20 protein-coding genes are annotated in these 16430 nt (G+C 71.8%); 14 read left to right on the forward strand and 6 right to left on the reverse strand.

Going from position 1 to position 16430, the window contains the following annotated elements:
• The first annotated feature begins 84 nt into the window (after positions 1-84).
• The 4 genes from RDV84_RS11555 (at position 85) to RDV84_RS26285 (ending at position 3368) form a co-directional block, all read left to right on the forward strand.
• Positions 85-1098: a sodium:calcium antiporter gene (locus tag RDV84_RS11555; RefSeq protein WP_078998167.1), complete on the forward strand. Its 1014-nt coding sequence runs from the start codon at positions 85-87 to the stop codon at positions 1096-1098.
• Positions 1099-1180: 82 nt separating this feature from the next.
• Entirely contained in the window at positions 1181-2413 is a 1233-nt protein-coding gene (gene nhaA, locus RDV84_RS11560) for a Na+/H+ antiporter NhaA (RefSeq protein WP_101943940.1), read from the forward strand.
• Between the two features lie 10 nt (positions 2414-2423).
• On the forward strand, positions 2424-3290 hold the full coding sequence (locus RDV84_RS11565) for an NAD-dependent epimerase/dehydratase family protein (RefSeq protein WP_309153498.1): 867 nt from the start codon (positions 2424-2426) through the stop codon (positions 3288-3290).
• Positions 3291-3317: 27 nt separating this feature from the next.
• On the forward strand, positions 3318-3368 hold the full coding sequence (locus RDV84_RS26285) for a DUF6053 domain-containing protein (protein WP_425606407.1): 51 nt from the start codon (positions 3318-3320) through the stop codon (positions 3366-3368).
• Here the strand turns inward: RDV84_RS26285 and RDV84_RS26290 are convergent.
• Together RDV84_RS26290 and RDV84_RS11570 are read right to left on the reverse strand one after the other, a co-directional pair.
• Entirely contained in the window at positions 3350-3400 is a 51-nt protein-coding gene (locus RDV84_RS26290) for a DUF6053 domain-containing protein (protein WP_425606406.1), read from the reverse strand. The genes RDV84_RS26285 and RDV84_RS26290 overlap by 19 nt on opposite strands.
• A 9-nt stretch (positions 3401-3409) precedes the next feature.
• The gene (locus RDV84_RS11570) at positions 3410-4288 is read right to left on the reverse strand and encodes a DMT family transporter (protein ID WP_309153499.1); all 879 of its coding nucleotides are present in this window, start codon (positions 4286-4288) and stop codon (positions 3410-3412) included.
• Positions 4289-4368: 80 nt separating this feature from the next.
• Here RDV84_RS11570 and RDV84_RS11575 point away from each other — a divergent pair, with 80 nt between their 5' ends.
• Together RDV84_RS11575 and RDV84_RS11580 are read left to right on the forward strand one after the other, a co-directional pair.
• A complete protein-coding gene (locus RDV84_RS11575; RefSeq protein ID WP_309153500.1) occupies positions 4369-4788 on the forward strand; it encodes a hypothetical protein in 420 nt (139 codons plus the stop codon).
• 249 nt (positions 4789-5037) lie between these two features.
• On the forward strand, positions 5038-5493 hold the full coding sequence (locus RDV84_RS11580) for a hypothetical protein (RefSeq protein WP_309153501.1): 456 nt from the start codon (positions 5038-5040) through the stop codon (positions 5491-5493).
• Between the two features lie 28 nt (positions 5494-5521).
• Here the strand turns inward: RDV84_RS11580 and RDV84_RS11585 are convergent, their stop codons facing one another.
• The 3 genes from RDV84_RS11585 to RDV84_RS11595 form a co-directional block, all read right to left on the reverse strand.
• Entirely contained in the window at positions 5522-6019 is a 498-nt protein-coding gene (locus RDV84_RS11585; protein ID WP_057948940.1) for an Mpo1 family 2-hydroxy fatty acid dioxygenase, read from the reverse strand.
• A gap of 115 nt (positions 6020-6134) precedes the next feature.
• On the reverse strand, positions 6135-6470 hold the full coding sequence (locus tag RDV84_RS11590; protein WP_309153502.1) for a DMT family transporter: 336 nt from the start codon (positions 6468-6470) through the stop codon (positions 6135-6137).
• 408 nt (positions 6471-6878) lie between these two features.
• On the reverse strand, positions 6879-7808 hold the full coding sequence (locus tag RDV84_RS11595; RefSeq protein WP_057948938.1) for a phosphoribosylaminoimidazolesuccinocarboxamide synthase: 930 nt from the start codon (positions 7806-7808) through the stop codon (positions 6879-6881).
• A gap of 354 nt (positions 7809-8162) precedes the next feature.
• Between RDV84_RS11595 and RDV84_RS11600 the strand changes: the two genes are divergently transcribed.
• The 5 genes from RDV84_RS11600 to trpE all read left to right on the forward strand — a co-directional run bounded on the left by RDV84_RS11600 (position 8163) and on the right by trpE (position 12993).
• Positions 8163-8501, forward strand: a complete 339-nt coding sequence (locus RDV84_RS11600; RefSeq protein ID WP_057948937.1) for a J domain-containing protein — start codon at positions 8163-8165, stop codon at positions 8499-8501.
• A gap of 144 nt (positions 8502-8645) precedes the next feature.
• Positions 8646-9326, forward strand: a complete 681-nt coding sequence (gene rpe, locus RDV84_RS11605) for a ribulose-phosphate 3-epimerase (RefSeq protein ID WP_057948936.1) — start codon at positions 8646-8648, stop codon at positions 9324-9326.
• Between the two features lie 226 nt (positions 9327-9552).
• The gene (gene rraA, locus RDV84_RS11610; RefSeq protein ID WP_078996061.1) at positions 9553-10026 is read left to right on the forward strand and encodes a ribonuclease E activity regulator RraA; all 474 of its coding nucleotides are present in this window, start codon (positions 9553-9555) and stop codon (positions 10024-10026) included.
• 364 nt (positions 10027-10390) lie between these two features.
• Positions 10391-11371 carry a lipid kinase YegS gene (gene yegS / locus RDV84_RS11615; protein WP_309153503.1) on the forward strand — a complete coding sequence of 327 codons (981 nt, stop codon included), beginning with the start codon at positions 10391-10393 and terminating at the stop codon, positions 11369-11371.
• A 146-nt stretch (positions 11372-11517) separates the two neighbouring features.
• The gene (gene trpE, locus RDV84_RS11620) at positions 11518-12993 is read left to right on the forward strand and encodes an anthranilate synthase component I (protein WP_309153504.1); all 1476 of its coding nucleotides are present in this window, start codon (positions 11518-11520) and stop codon (positions 12991-12993) included.
• A gap of 75 nt (positions 12994-13068) precedes the next feature.
• Here trpE and RDV84_RS11625 read toward each other — a convergent pair whose 3' ends face one another.
• Positions 13069-13803: a hypothetical protein gene (locus tag RDV84_RS11625; protein WP_309153505.1), complete on the reverse strand. Its 735-nt coding sequence runs from the start codon at positions 13801-13803 to the stop codon at positions 13069-13071.
• A gap of 39 nt (positions 13804-13842) precedes the next feature.
• On the opposite strand from RDV84_RS11625, the gene RDV84_RS11630 reads away from it, so the two are divergent.
• From RDV84_RS11630 to RDV84_RS11640, 3 genes are all read left to right on the forward strand, one after another.
• A complete protein-coding gene (locus tag RDV84_RS11630) occupies positions 13843-14046 on the forward strand; it encodes a hypothetical protein (protein ID WP_057948931.1) in 204 nt (67 codons plus the stop codon).
• 241 nt (positions 14047-14287) lie between these two features.
• Positions 14288-14962 carry a winged helix-turn-helix domain-containing protein gene (locus RDV84_RS11635; protein ID WP_057948930.1) on the forward strand — a complete coding sequence of 225 codons (675 nt, stop codon included), beginning with the start codon at positions 14288-14290 and terminating at the stop codon, positions 14960-14962.
• Between the two features lie 88 nt (positions 14963-15050).
• Positions 15051-16424 carry a sensor histidine kinase gene (locus RDV84_RS11640; protein ID WP_250449219.1) on the forward strand — a complete coding sequence of 458 codons (1374 nt, stop codon included), beginning with the start codon at positions 15051-15053 and terminating at the stop codon, positions 16422-16424.
• Positions 16425-16430: the final 6 nt, after the last annotated feature.

The raw sequence follows: 16430 nt of genomic DNA on the forward strand, positions 1-16430 counted from the left end.
GCCGGGCTGGGCATAATCGGCCGATGGCGCCGGGGCCGAACGCCCCGCCGCCGCGCCATCCAGAGCCACTAGGGGAAGAACGCCATGTTGGAAGCCGTCGGCTTGTTCGTGCTGGGCCTGTTGTTGCTGGCCCTGGGCGGCGACTCGGTCGTCAAGGGCGCCTCCGGCCTGGCCCAGCGCCTGGGCATCTCGCCGTTCGCGGCGGGGTTGGTGCTGGTGGCCTTCGCCACCTCGTTACCGGAGCTGGCGGTTAACCTGCAGGCGGTGGTGCGCGGCCAGCAGGCGCTGGCCTTGGGCAACGCAGTCGGCAGCAATATCGTCAACTTCGGCCTGACCCTCGGCCTGGCCGCGCTGGCTGCGCCGCTGACGGTGCGCTGGCGCGCGTTGGCGCCCTTGTTGCTGGTGCTGCTGCTGGGCACCGTCGGCGTGATCGGCCTGGGCCTGGACGGCGCGTTGAGCCGCGGCGAGGGCCTGGCGATGCTGGCGGTGTTCGTCGCCGTGGTGGTGTTCGCCACCGTGCGCACCCGCCACGAAAAGCCCGAAGTGCAGGACGCCATCGCCGCGTTCGCGCAGACCCAGACCCACCTCGGCCTCAACCTGATCCGGCTGCTGATCGCCGCGGTGTTGCTGCACCTGGGCGCTTATCTGATCGTCGGCGGCCACGGCCTGTGGAGCCTGCACGCGCCGCTGCCGGCCGCGGCCGGCGGCTTCGGCTCGCCGAACGCGGCGATCATCGGTGCGGCGATGGGCCTGTCGCCGCTGCTGGCCGGGCTGCTGCCGGTGGCGATCGGCACCGCGCTGCCCGAGGCCGCCGCCGCGGTCGCCGCGGCGCGGCGCGGGCAGGGCGAGATCGTGGTCGGCCATGTGATCGGATCGAGCCTGTTCAACCTGCTGTTCGTGCTCGGCGGCATGGCCGCGCTGCGCACGCTGCCGTTGCCGGCCTCGTTCGTGCGCTTCGAATTGCCGGCCGCGGCGGTGTTCGCGCTGATGCTCTATCCGATGCTGCGCGGCGACCTGCGCATCACCCGGCGCGAGGGCGCGGTGCTGGTGCTGGCGCTGCTGGCGTGGATCGGGCTGGAACTGGCGATGCTGGGCTGAGCCCGCTTCGGCGCGGCGCCCGCGCCTGCGCCGAGCCGGGCGTCCACAAACCCCATGCAAGTCTCGCGCCTATAATGGCGGGATGAGCGAAATCACTCCCACGCCGCGGTTGCCGCGACGCGCGTTGCGCGCGCTCAGCGAGTTCTTCCGCCTCGAAGCCGCCGGCGGCATCGTCCTGATCGCCGCCGCGGTCCTGGCCCTGGTCGCCGCCAATTCGCCGCTGCAAGCGGCCTACGAAGCCTTCCGCGAGATCCCGGTGCAGGTGCGCATCGGCGCGCTCGACATCGGCAAGCCGCTGCTGCTGTGGATCAACGACGGCTTGATGGCGATCTTCTTCCTGGTCGTCGCCCTGGAGATCAAGCGCGAAGCGCTCAGCGGGCAGCTCGCCGAGCGTTCGCAGCTGGTGCTGCCGCTGGTCTGCGCGATCGCCGGCGTGGTCGCGCCGGCGCTGCTGTTCTTCGCCCTCAACCGCGACGACGCCGCGGCGATGCGCGGCTGGGCGGTGCCGACCGCGACCGACATTGCCTTCGCCCTGGGCGTGCTGGCGCTGCTGGGCTCGCGCGTGCCGGTGGCGATGAAGCTGCTGTTGTCGACCATCGCCGTGGTCGACGACCTGATCGCGATCCTGATCATCGCGTTCTTCTATTCGCACGGCCTGTCGGTGACCGCGCTGGTGTGGGCGGCGGTGGCGCTGGCGATGATGGCGCTGCTCAACCGGCGCGGGGTCAAGTCGCTCGGCCCGTACCTGGCGCTGGGCGTGGTGCTGTGGGTGTGCGTGCTCAAGTCCGGCGTGCACGCGACCCTGGCCGGCGTCGCCACCGGCCTGCTGATCCCGCACGTCGACAAGACCAACAACATCGACGACGACAAGGAACACTCGCCGCTGGAGACCCTGGAGCACGCGCTGCATCCGTGGGTGGCCTACGCGATCCTGCCGCTGTTCGCCTTCGTCAACGCCGGCCTGTCGCTGGGCGGGATCGAGATGAAGGACATGATGGCGGCGCTGCCGATGGGCGTGGTGCTGGGCCTGGTGGTCGGCAAGCCGGTCGGCATCGTCGGCGCGGCGCTGCTGATGCGCGCGCTGGGCTGGGCGCGGTTTCCGGCCGGCATGGACCTGCGCGCGATGGTCGGCCTGGGCCTGATGTGCGGCATCGGCTTCACCATGAGCCTGTTCATCGCCTCGCTGGCCTATCAGGACCCGGTCTTGTACGAAGAGGCCGTCCTCGGCATCCTCGGCGCCTCGCTGCTGTCGGCGGTGATCGGTTATGTCTGGCTGCGCGCGGTGTTGCCCGCGCGCGGCGGCGCCCAGGGCTAAGAACGAACGGATGAAACACGCATTGGTGTTCGGCGGCAGCGGCCAGATCGGCCTGCCGCTGCTGCAGCGGCTGTACCACGATGGCTGGCGGGTCACCGCGATCTCGCGCGGCGAACAGACCGACCGGCCCGGCCTGCATTGGCTGCGCGGCGACCTGGAACGCATGCCGGAACTGCCCAAGCGGGTGGACGCGATCTTCAGCTGCGGACCGCTGTTGAAGTTCGCCAAGTGGTACGAGACCTCGGGCATCGAGGCCAGCCGCGTGGTCGGCTTCGGCTCGACCAGCGCCGAGACCAAGCGCGGCTCGGCCGACGCCGAGGAGCGCCGGGTCGCCGCCGAGCTGCGCGAGGGCGAGGCGACCTTGTTCGCCGCCGCGCAACCGCGCAGCGACGCGGCCACGGTGCTGCGCCCGACCCTGATCTACGGCGCCGGCCGCGACGCCACCCTGACCCGGATCGCGCAGCTGGCCCAGCGCCTGCGTTATTTCCCGCTGCCGCGCGGCGCCAACGGCCTGCGCCAGCCGGTGCACGTGGACGATCTGGCCGACGCCGCCTTCGCCGCGCTGGCGGCACCGGCGAGCTTCGGCAACACCTACGCGGTGCCCGGCGGCGAGACCCTGAGCTACCGCGACATGGTCGCGCGCACCCTGGCCTGCCTGCGCCCGCCGGTGAAGCTGATCGAGCTGCCGTCGCCCTTGTTCAACCTCGCCCTGCTGGCCGCCCAGGCCAGCGGCCGCGCCACCGGCCTGGGCGAGGCCGCGGTGCGGCGCATGCGCAGCGACATGGCGTTCGACGCCGGTCCCGCGCAGCGCGACTTCGGCTATGCGCCGCGGCCGTTCCGGCCGAGCGCGCAGATGTTCGAGTCGCCGCGCGGCTGAGCTCGCGCCCGCAAGGGCAGGGCTGTTGTGGGAGGGCCTTCAGGCCCGATGCTTTGGGCTCAGGTCGCGGCGATCTGAAAGAAGAGCATCGGGCCTGAAGGCCCTCCCACAACAGCCCCTCAAGCCCGCTTAAGCGCGCGCGACTTGGCCAGGTTGCGCAACGCGATCAGCAACACCCCGCCGAGCACCATCGCGCCGCCGACCCACAGGCTCGGCCCCGGCCGGTCGCCCCAGAACGCGATGCCCAGGCCGATCGCGATCACCGGCGCCAGCAGCAGCCACGGCGTGATCTGCGCGACCGGATGGCGCTGCACCAGCACGTAGTACAGGCCGTGGCCGAGCAACGAGGACACGAACGCGGCGTAGGCCACGCCGGCCCAGGCCACCCAGCCGACGTGCGGCAACGCGGCCACGCCGCCGGGCTCCAGCGCCAGGCTGATCGCCAGCAGCGGGGTCACCGCGATCAGCGCGGTCCAGCCCTGCTGGCTGAGCATGTCGAGCCCGCGCAGGCCTTTCATCAACACCGTGCCCAGGGCCAGGAACGCGGCCGAGACCAGCATCAGCACCACCGCCAGCGGGTGGTCGAGCACCATCGGGTCGAAGCCCAGCACCAGCACTCCGCAGAAGCTGATCGCGATCGCCGCGCCGGTGCGCCAGGCGAAGCGCTCGCCGAGCAGCCACCACGCCAGCAGCGCGGTCATCGGCACATAGCTCTGCATCACGATCGCCGGCGAGGACAGGTCGCCGGCGGCCTTCAGCGCGCTGAAGCTGAGGCCGAAATGCAGCACGCCGATGCACAGGCACACCGCGATCAGGCGCGGCCACTGGCCGGGCGCGGGGCGCTTGAGGAAGAACGCCAGCGGCAGCGCCAGCAGGGCGAAGCGCAGCGCGGTGAACAGGAACGGCGGGATCTCGCGCAGGGCCAGCGCCGAGGTCAGGAAGTTGATCGCCCACGACAGGACGACGAGCAACAGCAGGAGCAGATCGCGGGCGGGCATGGCGGGAGCCGGTGGGCTATCGTGGCCGCCTTGCGGACGGACGCGAATGGCGTGATGGGGCGGCTATTGTGAAGGAAGCGATGCAGGCTGCGGGACCGATGGGCTGGGGACTGCTGTTGCTGGCGGTCGCCGTGTTCGGGCTGGCGCCGGCGGCGTGGCTGCTGCAGGCGCGGGTGGCGCGCGCGGTCGGCGCGCGGCCGGCGTTCGGCGCGGCGCTGTGGACGGTGCTGTTCGCGGTGGTGCTGTGGGCGATGCTGGCGGTGGCGGCGTTGATCGCCACGCACGCTTCGGCGATCGGTTCGGGCGCGCCGTTCGCGGCGCTGGCTGCGGCGTTGTCGTGGCTGGCGCTGGGCGTCGGCGTGCGGCTGTATCTGCCCGATCCGGCCGGCGCCAAACTGGCGTGGCGGCGCGCGTTGTGGGCGGCGCTGCCGGCGGTGGCGCTGCTGTGGGCGGAGGCGGTGCTGGTGCCGCGGGCGCTGGAGTGGGGCGGCCTCGGCTGAGGGCAATGCGGCGCTACGGGATCGCGGTCGGTCGATTGTCGCGGTCGCGGCTCGCGCCGCTCCTACAGTCGGATACGAACCGGCCGAAGCCCCTGTAGGAGCGGCGCAAGCCGCGACCGCGACGCTGCAACGACTGCGACAACCCGACGGTTGCGACAACCCAACGACCGCGACAACCCGGTCACCGCGCCACCCGCCGCACCCGATACCGCCCGGCGACATCGCCACCGCAACGGAGAACAACCGCGCATGGACATCGCTATGGTCGGCAAGGTGGTCCTGGCCGCGCTGTGTGTCGCGCTGGTGGTCGTGGCCTTGTTCCTGTTCTGGCTGCAGCCGGTGGCCTGGGTGTTGCGGCGCTTGGCGCCCCGCGCGCTGGGCGCGCCCTTGCGCGACGGCGCGGCGATGGTCGCGGTGCAGTTCGCGCTGATGTCGATGATGCCGGCCGCGCTGACCTGGGGGCTGTTCGGCGCGCAGGCGCCGCCGTGGGCGCAGGCCGTGGTGGTCGCCGCGCTGCCGTGGCTGGGCCTGGTCCTGGGGCTGCGCCTGGCGGTGCGCGACGGCGAGCGCGGGCCGCTGTCGTGGCCGCGCGCCTGCCTGCTCGCGGTGCCGGCGGCGCTGGCGTGGTGGCTGGCGACCGCGCTGGTGCTGAGCGTGCCGCTGCTGCTGGGCTGGCTGACGCCGCCGATGCTGCTCGGCGGCTGAGCGCGCGGCGCGCCGGCCGCGCGCGGCCTCAGTACGACCAGCCGAGCTTGCGGTAGAGCTTGGCCAGCACCCAGGCCGGGCCGATCAGCAGGTAGGTCAGGTCGGTCAGGAAGCTCGGCTTCTTGCCTTCGATCTTGTGGCCGATGAACTGCGCGATCCAGGCGACCACGAACACCGTCACCGCGGTCCACAGCAGCGCGCGGATGCCGAAGGTTTGCGCGATCCAGTGGGTCAGCAGCGCGAACAACACGAACTGGACCAGCATGCCCAGGCCGAGCGCGCGCGAGGAGCGGTAGTAGAACAGCATCGCCGCGAACATCGGCAGCGCGGCCCAGACGCCGGCGCGGAACATCGGGTCGGGCGAGGGAATGCACCACAGCAGCGCGATCACGCTCCACAGGATCGCCGGCACGGCGAACACGTGGATGCGCTGGTTGGTGGCGTTGACGTGGTCGCCGGAATAGCTGGCGAACCAGCGGTCGATCGGGCGGTCGGCGACGGCGGCGGAATGGGCGAGGGTGCTCATGGACGGCTCCCGTGGGCGAGAAGCGGGCGTGCGGCCCGCGCGGTGGCGGACGCGCCGGCGAACGGCGCGCGGCTGTGGCGGTGCGGCGCGACGGGCCCGCGGCCCGGCGCAGCGCTCAATGCGCCGCCGATTTCGAGAATAGCTGGATCACCAGCACCCCGGCCACGATCAGGCCGATGCCGGCGAGCGCCCCGGCATCGAGCTGCTGTTTCATGAACAGCCAGCCGATCAGGGCGATGAGGACGATGCCGACGCCCGACCAGATCGCGTAGGCGACCCCGACCGGGACGGTCTTGAGCACCAGCGAGAGGAAGTAGAACGCGACCCCGTAACCGGCGGCGACGACGAGCGACGGGCCGGTCTTGGTGAAGCCTTCCGAGGCCTTGAGCGCGCTGGTCGCGATCACCTCGGCGGCGATGGCGACGGCCAGGTACAGGTAGCCGGGATTCATGCGGGTACGGGTCTGCGGCGAGGGGGATCGGCAGGGTAGCGCGCATGGCCGGGGCTGGCACGGACTCGACGGGACTGGCCGCAGTGTCGCGCGCGGCGGCGGCGGGGTCTGTAAACCAGGCGACAGTTCGCAGGCGGGGGGCGCCGAGGCCAGGTCGGCTGCAGCGTCGCCGGACGGGGTTCCCGGGCGGCCGATTGACCGCGTCGCGGCTTGCGCCGCTCCTACCGTCGGACACGCACCGGCCGAAGCCCCTGTAGGAGCGGCGCAAGCCGCGACCGCGCCAACGCGGACCACGGCGCGACCTTACGCGGCCACGCGCACCCGCACGCAACGACCGCGCCCCGCATGTAACAACACCCCCGCAACGAAACAGGGCCGCTCGCGCGGCCCTGTACGTTCGATTCCAGCTCAGTCGACCGAAATCCCGGCCAGCTTCTGCAAGGCTTCGGCGTACTTCGCCCGGGTCCGTTCGATCACCTGCGCCGGCAGGCTCGGACCCGGCGGGGTCTTGTCCCAGTCCAGCGTCTCCAGGTAATCGCGCACGAACTGCTTGTCGTAGCTCGGCGGGCTGGTGCCGACCTGGTATTCGTCGGCCGGCCAGTAGCGCGAGGAGTCCGGGGTCAGCATCTCGTCCATCACGTACAGGCGGCCGTCGGCGTCGGTGCCGAACTCGAACTTGGTGTCGGCCAGCAGGATGCCGCGCTGCGCCGCGTAGTCGGCGGCGTAGCGGTACAGGCGCAGGGTCGCGTCGCGCACGGCCTCGGCCAGTTCGGCGCCGACGGTACGCACCGCGGTGTCGAAGTCGATGTTCTCGTCGTGGTCGCCGACGGCGGCCTTGGTCGAGGGGGTGAAGATCGGCTCGGGCAGCTTCTCGGCCTGGCGCAGGCCGCCGGGCAGGGCGATGCCGCTGATCCGGCCGGTGCGCTGGTAGTCCTTCCAGCCGCTGCCGATCACGTAGCCGCGGGCGATGCATTCGATCGCCACCGGCTTGAGCCGCTTGGTCACCACCGCGCGCTTGGCGTACAGGCCGGCGTCCACGCCCTCGGGCAGGACCGCGGCGACGTCGATGCCGGTAAGGTGGTTGGGAATGATGTGCGCGGTCTTGCCGAACCAGAAATTGCTGATCTGGCAGAGCATCTCGCCCTTGCCCGGGATCGGGTCGGGCAGCACGACGTCGAAGGCGCTGAGGCGGTCGGTGGCGACCATCAGCAGGCAGTCGCCGCCGGGCGTCGCGCCGGCGGGCAGCCGGTCGGCGGGAAGATCGAAGACATCGCGGACCTTGCCGCGGTGGCGAAGAGGCAGGCCGGGCAGTTCGGATTGCAGCAGCGTGGTCGTCAACGTGGGGACCCCTGATGGCGTAAGGCAACGACTCCCCGCGCGCCTGCGCGCCTGAGCGGTCGTTGGCCGGGGCCGTCCGGGCCGCCCGGGTTCGCGCGCGTGCGTGCGCAACGGGGCCGGGCAGTGTACGCCGCTTGCGGCCGGCGTGCAGGCCCCCCGGCGGGCGGGTCGCGCGCGCATCGGCCCGGATCGCGCCGGAGTGCCGCGAAGCGGCCTGGAGCGGCCCGCGCCCGGTCGTTTCCGACGATCCGCCCTGGCCCGGGCCCGCCCGGCGGCCCCGCGCCGGCAGCCGCCCCGCTAAGATGCGCGGCGAAGGGCCGCGGCGGCCCGCAGCCAGGACCGGACGCGGCCCCGATGAAGCAGAACTGGTACGGCAAACTGCTGGGATTCTGCGTCGGCCTGGCGCTGTCGCGCGGCAACCCCTGGGTCGCCCTGGTCGGCCTGCTGATCGGCCACGCCGTCGACACCGACTGGTTCCGGCTGCGCCGCGACGACCCCTACGCCACGCTCGGCCTGGACCGCGAGGCCAGCGACGCCGAGATCGACAAGGCCTACCGCCGCCTGATCTCGCAGCACCACCCCGACCGCTACGCCAACGACCCGGCCGAGGCCCGCGAGCGCGCCGAGGCCCGCGCGCGGGAGATCAACCGCGCGTACGACCGGATCCGGGCGCTGCGCAAGCGCCGCGGATGAAAAGCTGAGGAGTGAGCGGGGAGGAGTGAGGAGCGAGCGAAAGCAGGCTCTTTCTCACTCCTCGCTCCTCCCCGCTCGCTCCTCGGCTTTTGCAGGCAAAGCCCCCCGGCGCGACAATAGCCATCTCCCCGCCAGGCCCCGTCCATGACCACGCAATCCACCGTCATCGCCCCGTCCATCCTCTCGGCCGACTTCGCCCGGCTCGGCGAGGAGGTCGACAACGTGCTCAAGGCCGGCGCCGACTGGGTCCATTTCGACGTCATGGACAACCACTACGTGCCCAACCTGACCATCGGCCCGATGGTCTGCGAAGCGCTGCGCAAGCACGGCGTGACCGCGCCGATCGACGTGCACCTGATGGTCGAGCCGGTCGACCGCATCGTCCCGGACTTCGCCAAGGCCGGCGCGACCACGATCAGCTTCCACCCCGAAGCCAGCGCGCACGTGCACCGCACGATCCAGTTGATCAAGTCGCTCGGCTGCAAGGCCGGGCTGGTGCTCAATCCCGGCACGCCGCTGGAGGTGCTGGACTGGGTGCTCGACGACCTCGACATGGTCCTGCTGATGTCGGTGAACCCCGGCTTCGGCGGCCAGAGCTTCATCCCCTCGGCGCTGGAGAAACTGCGCCGGGTGCGCGAGCGCATCGACCGCAGCGGCCGCGCGATCCGATTGGAGATCGACGGCGGGGTCAAGGCCGACAACATCGGCGAAATCGCCGCCGCCGGCGCCGACACCTTCGTCGCCGGCTCGGCGATCTTCAACGCGCCCGACTACGCCGACACGATCGGGCGGATGAAGGCGGCGGTGGCGGCGGCGCGCAAGTAAGCGCCGCGGCGGCAGCGCGGCCGATGCCATCGGCGTCGGTTGCGTGCGGAGGCGGCCGCCGCTAGCGGCCGCCGTATCGCGATCGTTTCCGACCCGGCGGCGCATACGACCCGTCGGCGCCGCGCACCGCGCACTCGGCACGGCTCGCCGCGGCCGGACGCACCGCTGTCGCCATCGCGCCGCGCATGGCATCGTGCCCGCATCCCCGCCGACCGGATGCGCCGCGATGAACACCTGCGACCTGTGCGACCGCCACGACGCGCGCGTGCGCGTGCTCGACCTGCCGCTGCGCGACTTCGGCGGCCGCATCGGTTTCGCCGGCATCGTCAGCACGATCAAGGCCTACGAAGACAACTCGCGGGTGCGCGAAGCAGTGGCCGAACCCGGCGCGGGCCGGGTGCTGGTGATCGACGGCGGCGGTTCCTCGCGCCGGGCCATGCTCGGCGACCAGCTCGCCGCGCAGGCGGTGGCGAACGGTTGGGCCGGGGTGGTCGTGTTCGGCGCGATCCGCGACAGCGCCGCGATCGGCGCGATGGCGCTGGGCGTGAAGGCGTTGGGCACCTGCCCGCGCAAGACCGACAAGCACGGGCAGGGGCTGCGCGATGTCGCGCTCGCGTTCGGCGGGGTGTCGATCCGTCCGGGCGATTGGGTGTGCGCGGACGAGGACGGGGTGGTGTTCGCGGACGAAGCGTTGGAGTGACGCGTGGTTTCGTCGTGGCCGCGGTTTCGCGGTCGCGGCTCGCGCCGCTCCTACAGTCGGATACGGACCGTCCGCAGCTTCTGTAGCGACCGCGAAACCGCGACTGCGTCGAACTTCGCCCGAAGGCCAGCGCCGCACCCCACCCGCGAACGACCGTCCGCAAACGAAAAGACGCGGACCTTGCGGCCCGCGTCCCGGAAGATTTGGAGGCAATCCCGCCTCCGCCCGTCGTCCCTGATATGGCCTCCTATATTCCGGATCGGCCATGACACGTGTGTGACAGACTTGGCGCATCCGTACATTCATCCGTTCCTCGCGCGCGGCTGCTAGCCTCGCCGCGCCTTCCCACCGGAGAACCGCGCGCATGACCTCGCCCCGCTGGCGCCTGATCCTCAACGGCAAGTCCGCCGGCAACGACGACGTGCGCAAGGCCGTGGCCGCGCTGCGCGACCGCGGCGTCGCGCTGGACGTGCGCGTGACCTGGGAAGGCGGCGACGCCGAACGCTACGTCGCCGAGGCCATCGCCGACGGCGTCGACACGGTGATCGCCGGCGGCGGCGACGGCACCCTCAGCGAAGTCGCCACCACGCTCGCCCATCGCGACGAAGACGCCGACGCGCTGCCGAGCCTGGGCCTGCTGCCGCTGGGCACCGCCAACGATTTCGCCAGCGCCGCCACGATTCCGACCGATCCGGCGCAGGCGCTGGACCTGGTCCAGCGCTGCCCGCCGCGCCCGGTCGACCTGCTGCGGCTGCAGGCGCCCGACGGCCTGCACTGGGCGGCGAACCTCGCCAGCGGCGGTTTCGGTACCCAGGTCACCCTGGAGACCGACGCCGGCCTCAAGAAGATGCTCGGCGGCCTGGCCTACGTGGTCACCGGCATCGCCAAGCTGGGCAGGATCGAACCGATGCGCGCGCGCGTGCACGGCGAGGGCTTCGAGTGGGAAGGCGACTTCATCGCCCTGGGCATCGGCAACGGCCGCCAGGCCGGCGGCGGCCAGGCGCTGTGCCCGGACGCGCGCATCGACGACGGGCTGCTCGACGTGACCGTGGTCCCGGACCTGTCCGGCGAGGTCGGCGCGACGGTGCGCGCCTTGCTCACCGAAGGCCAGCACGCCGCGCTCGAACGTATCGCCGCGCGCGCGCAACTGCGCTGGGTCGAGATCGAATCGCCGCAGCCGCTCAACCTCAACCTCGACGGCGAGCCGGTCCAGTCGCGCCACTTCCGCATCGACTGCGCGCCGGGCCGGGTGCGTATGCACCTGCCGCCCGGCTGCCCCTTGCTGAGCGAGCCGGCCGCGGCCGAAACCCTGCCCGGCGCGGCCGTGCACGCGACGGCGTCCTGACCGTCGCGCACGGCGCGCGAAGTCGGGTACAGTGACGGCCATGCAAGCCTGGGCGAACCCGCATTCCTTCTGCGCCGACGTGGGTTGGCGATGGTGGCCGTCGGTCATCACCGCTCCTGCCCACTCGTCCATGAAGGAATCCCCGCGTGATTTCGCACGAACTCTTCCAGCAGCAGGCCGCTGACGGCTACACCCGCATCCCGGTCGTGCGCGAGGTCCTGTCCGACCTCGACACTCCGCTCTCGGTCTACCTCAAGCTCGCCGACGGCCCGCACACCTACCTGTTCGAATCGGTCGAGGGCGGCGAACGCTTCGCCCGCTACTCCATCATCGGCCTGCCGGCGCAGCGCGTGTACGCCTTCGCCGGGCACGCCTTGTTCGTCACCGAAAACGGCGAACTGGTCGACAGCCGCACCGTCGACGATCCCTTCGCCGAAGTCGAGCGCCTGCGCGCCGAGCACAAGGTGCCCAAGATCGACGGGCTGCCCGGCTTCGCCGGCGGCCTGGTCGGCTGGTTCGGCTTCGAGTGCATCCAGTACATCGAACCGCGCCTGGCCGGCGGCGACAAGCCCGACGAACTCGGCACGCCCGACATCCTGCTCATGCAGAGCGAGGAAGTCGCGGTGTTCGACAACCTCAAGGGCCGGCTGTACCTGATCGTCCACGCCGATCCGAGCCAGCCGCAGGCCTATGCGCGCGCCAATCGCCGGCTCGACCAACTGGTGCACCGCCTGCGCATCGGCGGCCCGGGCTATCCGGAAACGCTGGATTCGGTCGGCCTGGACGAAGGCGACTTCGTCTCCGGCTTCACCCGCGAAGGCTTCATCGACGCGGTCGAGCGCTCCAAGGAACTGATCCGCGCCGGCGATATCTTCCAGGTGGTGCTGTCGCAGCGGCTCAGCGTGCCGTTCAAGGCGCGCCCGGTCGACGTGTACCGCGCGCTGCGCGCGTTGAACCCGTCGCCGTACATGTACTTCCTCGATGTCGGCGGCACCCAGGTGGTCGGCTCTTCGCCGGAAATCCTGGTGCGCCTGCAGGGCGAGGAAGTCACCGTGCGCCCGATCGCCGGCACCCGCCCGCGCGGCAAGAACGTCGAGGAAGACCACGCGCTGGAAGCCGAACTGCTGGCCGATCCGAAGGAGCGCGCCGAGCACCTGATGCTGATCGACCTCGGCCGCAACGACGTCGGCCGCGTGTCCAAGGCCGGCACGGTGGAAGTGGGCGAGCAGTTCGTGATCGAGCGCTACAGCCACGTGATGCACATCGTCAGCGAGGTCACCGGCCGGCTCAAGGAAGGCATGAGCTACGCCGACGTGCTGCGCGCGACCTTCCCGGCCGGCACCGTCAGCGGCGCGCCGAAGATCCGCGCGCTGGAAGTGATCCGCGAGTTCGAGCCGGTCAAGCGCAACGTCTATTCCGGCGCGGTCGGCTACATCGGCTGGCACGGCGACGCCGACACCGCCATCGCGATCCGCACCGCGGTGATCCAGGACGGCCGCCTGCACGTGCAGGCCGGCGCCGGCATCGTCTACGACTCCGACCCGCAGAAGGAGTGGGAGGAGACGATGAACAAGGGCCGCGCGCTGTTCCGCGCCGTGGCCGAGGCGGCGCGCGGGCTGTAACTCCCGCGCAACGCCCGCGTCGATGCGCGCTGCCCTGCGGCGGCGCGGGCAGAGGCGGTGCCGCCGCTCGCGGGTCTAGGCGAGGTGTCGGGAGAAGTCGTCGTGTATCTCGGCGATGTCCGGATCCATGTGATCCTTGCACGCCGCGAGCAAGCGCCGCAGCGCGTGCGCGAATCCCGCATCGAGCAGCAGTTCCGCCAGCCTGCGCAAGACGAAATCGTCCTCGCGCGCCAGATACCCGTCCATGACGCGTGCGACCGCGTCCTCGACCACGCCGCGGCTCGAGGTGAAACGGGCGGCGTAGCGCACCAGCGTTTGCCTGGCGACGATGAGGTCGTCGAGATTCCCGTCCACGGCGAGGTCGACGATGGCCGGCGCCAGTTCGGCGAGTTGCGCGTCGCTCAGCGCGCCGGCATCGTCGCGCAGGAATCGCAGCGCGAGGTTGCGTTCGGACGCGCAAGCCAGGGCTTGCGCGAGGATGTGCGCGAAGTCCGCGTGTTTTTTCAGGTGGAAACGGCAGGCGAGCAGCGCGGCGTCCGCTTCGCGCATCGCGCGCCATTGGCTGGGGAACGCGTTCGCATCGTTCATCGCCGCACTGTAGCAATTCTCCCGGCAGGCCCCGCGCCGTCGCGGGATGGCGCCCGCGACGGCCAGACCGTGGCGTCCATCGCGACCGCGGCGTCGCCGGCGGCTTGTCCGCGCGCTGCGTCGCAGAACCGCGCACGCCCGGATTAAAAAAAGTTCATCCGCCGGAAAGGCCCGGGGCAGGGCCGCGGGCGCACTCTGGCTTCGCGATGGGGCCCACCCCACCGGTCCAGACCTCCCGCCCCATTCCCCAGGAGCCACACCATGAACGTCCGCAACGTCCTGCTCGCCGCCGCCCTGACCGCGTTCGCCGGTTCCGCCTTCGCCGCCGCCCCGGCGGCCGCCGGTTCGACCGCCGCGCCGGCCGCCAAGACCGCGTCGCACAAGCACAAGAAGCATCACAAGGCCTCGAAGGCCAAGGCCGCCAAGGCCGCAGCGGCTCCGGAAGCGGCGCCGGCCTCGAATTGATCCTTCGCGAGCCTGCTCCCCCGAGCCCCACGCATCGTCGGCGTGGGTGTGACACCCCGCCGGCGTGAGCCGGCGGGGTGTCTTTTTTCAAGGGAGATGCTCGCCGCCGGCGCGAGTCGGCGGGGTATCTTTTTTCGCAGGCGGGGCGTGCGGCGTCCGCGCCGCATTCGCGCCTCACCCACCGGCCCGCGCGCTATCCTGTCGGCGCCCCTTCCTGCACCGTCGCGCTTTCGGAGGCGGTATGCGCGTCCTGCTCGTCGAAGACGATCCCCACACCGCCGGCTTCATCGCCAAGGGCCTGCGCGAAGACGGCCATAGCGTCGATCACGCCGGCAACGGCAAGGACGGCCTGTTCCTGGCCACCACCGAAAGCTACGACGCCATCGTCCTGGACCGGATGCTGCCGGGCCTGGACGGGCTGACCCTGTTGCAGACCCTGCGCGGCGCCGGCAACCGCACCCCGGTGCTGCTGCTGACCGCGCTGGGCGAAGTCGACCACCGCGTCGAGGGCCTGCGCGCCGGCGCCGACGATTACCTGGTCAAGCCGTTCGCCTACGCCGAGCTGTCCGCGCGCCTGGACAGCATCCTGCGTCGCGGCAGCGCCGGCGGCAGCGAGCCGACCCGGCTGCGCGTGGCCGACCTGGAACTGGACCTGCTCAGCCGCGAAGCGCGCCGCGGCGACAAGCGCATCGAACTGCAACCGCGCGAGTTCCGCCTGCTCGAATACCTGATGCGCCAGGCCGAGCGCGTGGTCACCCGGACCATGCTGCTGGAGGCGGTGTGGGACTACCACTTCGATCCGCAGACCAACGTCATCGACGTGCACATCAGCCGGCTGCGGCAGAAGATCGACCAGGGCTATCCGCGGCCGTTGCTGCACACCGTGCGCGGCGCGGGCTACCGGTTGGGCGCGTGAGCGTCGCTGCAAAGCGCGCCGCCGCGCCCGGCGCGCCCGCGCGCGCGACCGGCCGCCGCGCCGTTCGCGCCGGCGCGGACGCCCGCGCATGAGGCTGATGCCGCGCTCGGCCAGCGCGCGCCTGGCGCTCGCGGTCACCGCCTCGTTCCTGCTCGCGTTCGTGCTGCTCGGCATCGGCGTGCACTACGCGGTGTCGGCGATGCTGACCCAGGACGCGCGCGACCTGGTCCGGGTCGACGCCGCCGGATTGGTCGAGATGTACCGCGACGACGGCCGCGCCGCCTTGCTCGGCGAACTGCGCGACCGCATCGACGCCGACGAAGATCCCGACGCGGTGTACGCGCTGACCGCGCCTGACGGCCGCGTCGTCGCCGGCAACGTCGCGTTGCCGCGCCACCACCGCGGCGCGCGCTGGATCGAATTCACCGAGCACCGCGCCGACGGCGACCTGCGCGTGGTCGCGCAACTGCAGCGGCTGCCCGACGGCACCACCCTGCTGACCGGCACCCGCACCCGCAGCCAGGACCGCTTCCTCGGCCTGATGCTGCGCACCGCGCTGGCCGCGCTGCTGGTCGCGGCGACCCTGGGCGCGCTGATCGGCTGGCTGACCTCGCGCTGGGTCTCGCACCGGCTGCGCCACCTCGACGACACCGCCGAACGGGTCGGCAGCGGCGAAATGGCGCTGCGCGCGCGCCTGGACGGCAGCGACGACGCCTTCGACCTGTTGGCGCGGCGCTTCAACGCCATGCTCGACCGCATCCAGGACCTGCTCGACGGCGTGCGCCACGCCACCGACCACATCGCCCACGACCTGCGCACGCCGCTGACCCGCCTGCGCAACCGCCTGGAAGAACTGCGCCGGCGCGAACCCGGGGTCGAGGCCGGCGCCCAGCTCGACGCCGCCATCGGCGAGACCGACCAACTGCTGCATTCCTTCGGCGCGCTGCTGCGGCTGGCGCGGATCGAAGCGCAGCCGCCGGTGCACGACGAACCGATGCTCGACCTCAGCGACCTGGTCCGCGACGCCGCCGAGCTGTACACCCCGATCGCCGCCGAGCGCGGCATCGCGCTGACGCTGGACCTGCCCGAACCCGGCGTCGCCGGCCTGCGCGGCGACGCCGACCAGTTGTTCCAGATGCTGGTCAACCTGCTCGACAACGCGGTCAAGTACGCCCCGGCCGACACCGAGGTCGGCCTGGGCGTGCAGCGCGAGCGCCACGCCGTGGTCGTGCGGATCGACGACCGCGGCCCCGGCATCCCCGCGGCCGAGCGCGAGCGGGTGTTCGACCGCTTCCACCGCCTGGAAGCGCACCGCGGCTCGCCGGGCACCGGCCTGGGCATGAGCCTGGTGCGGGCGATCGCGCACCGCCACGGCGGGCATATCGCCCTGCTCGACAACGCGCCGGGGCTGCGGGTGCGGGTGACGCTGGGCGAGGCGGGCGGGCAGGGCGGCGCGGGCTGATGGAAA

It is taken from the genome of Lysobacter yananisis (assembly GCF_031199375.1).
Classification (GTDB): Bacteria; Pseudomonadota; Gammaproteobacteria; order Xanthomonadales; family Xanthomonadaceae; genus Lysobacter; species Lysobacter yananisis.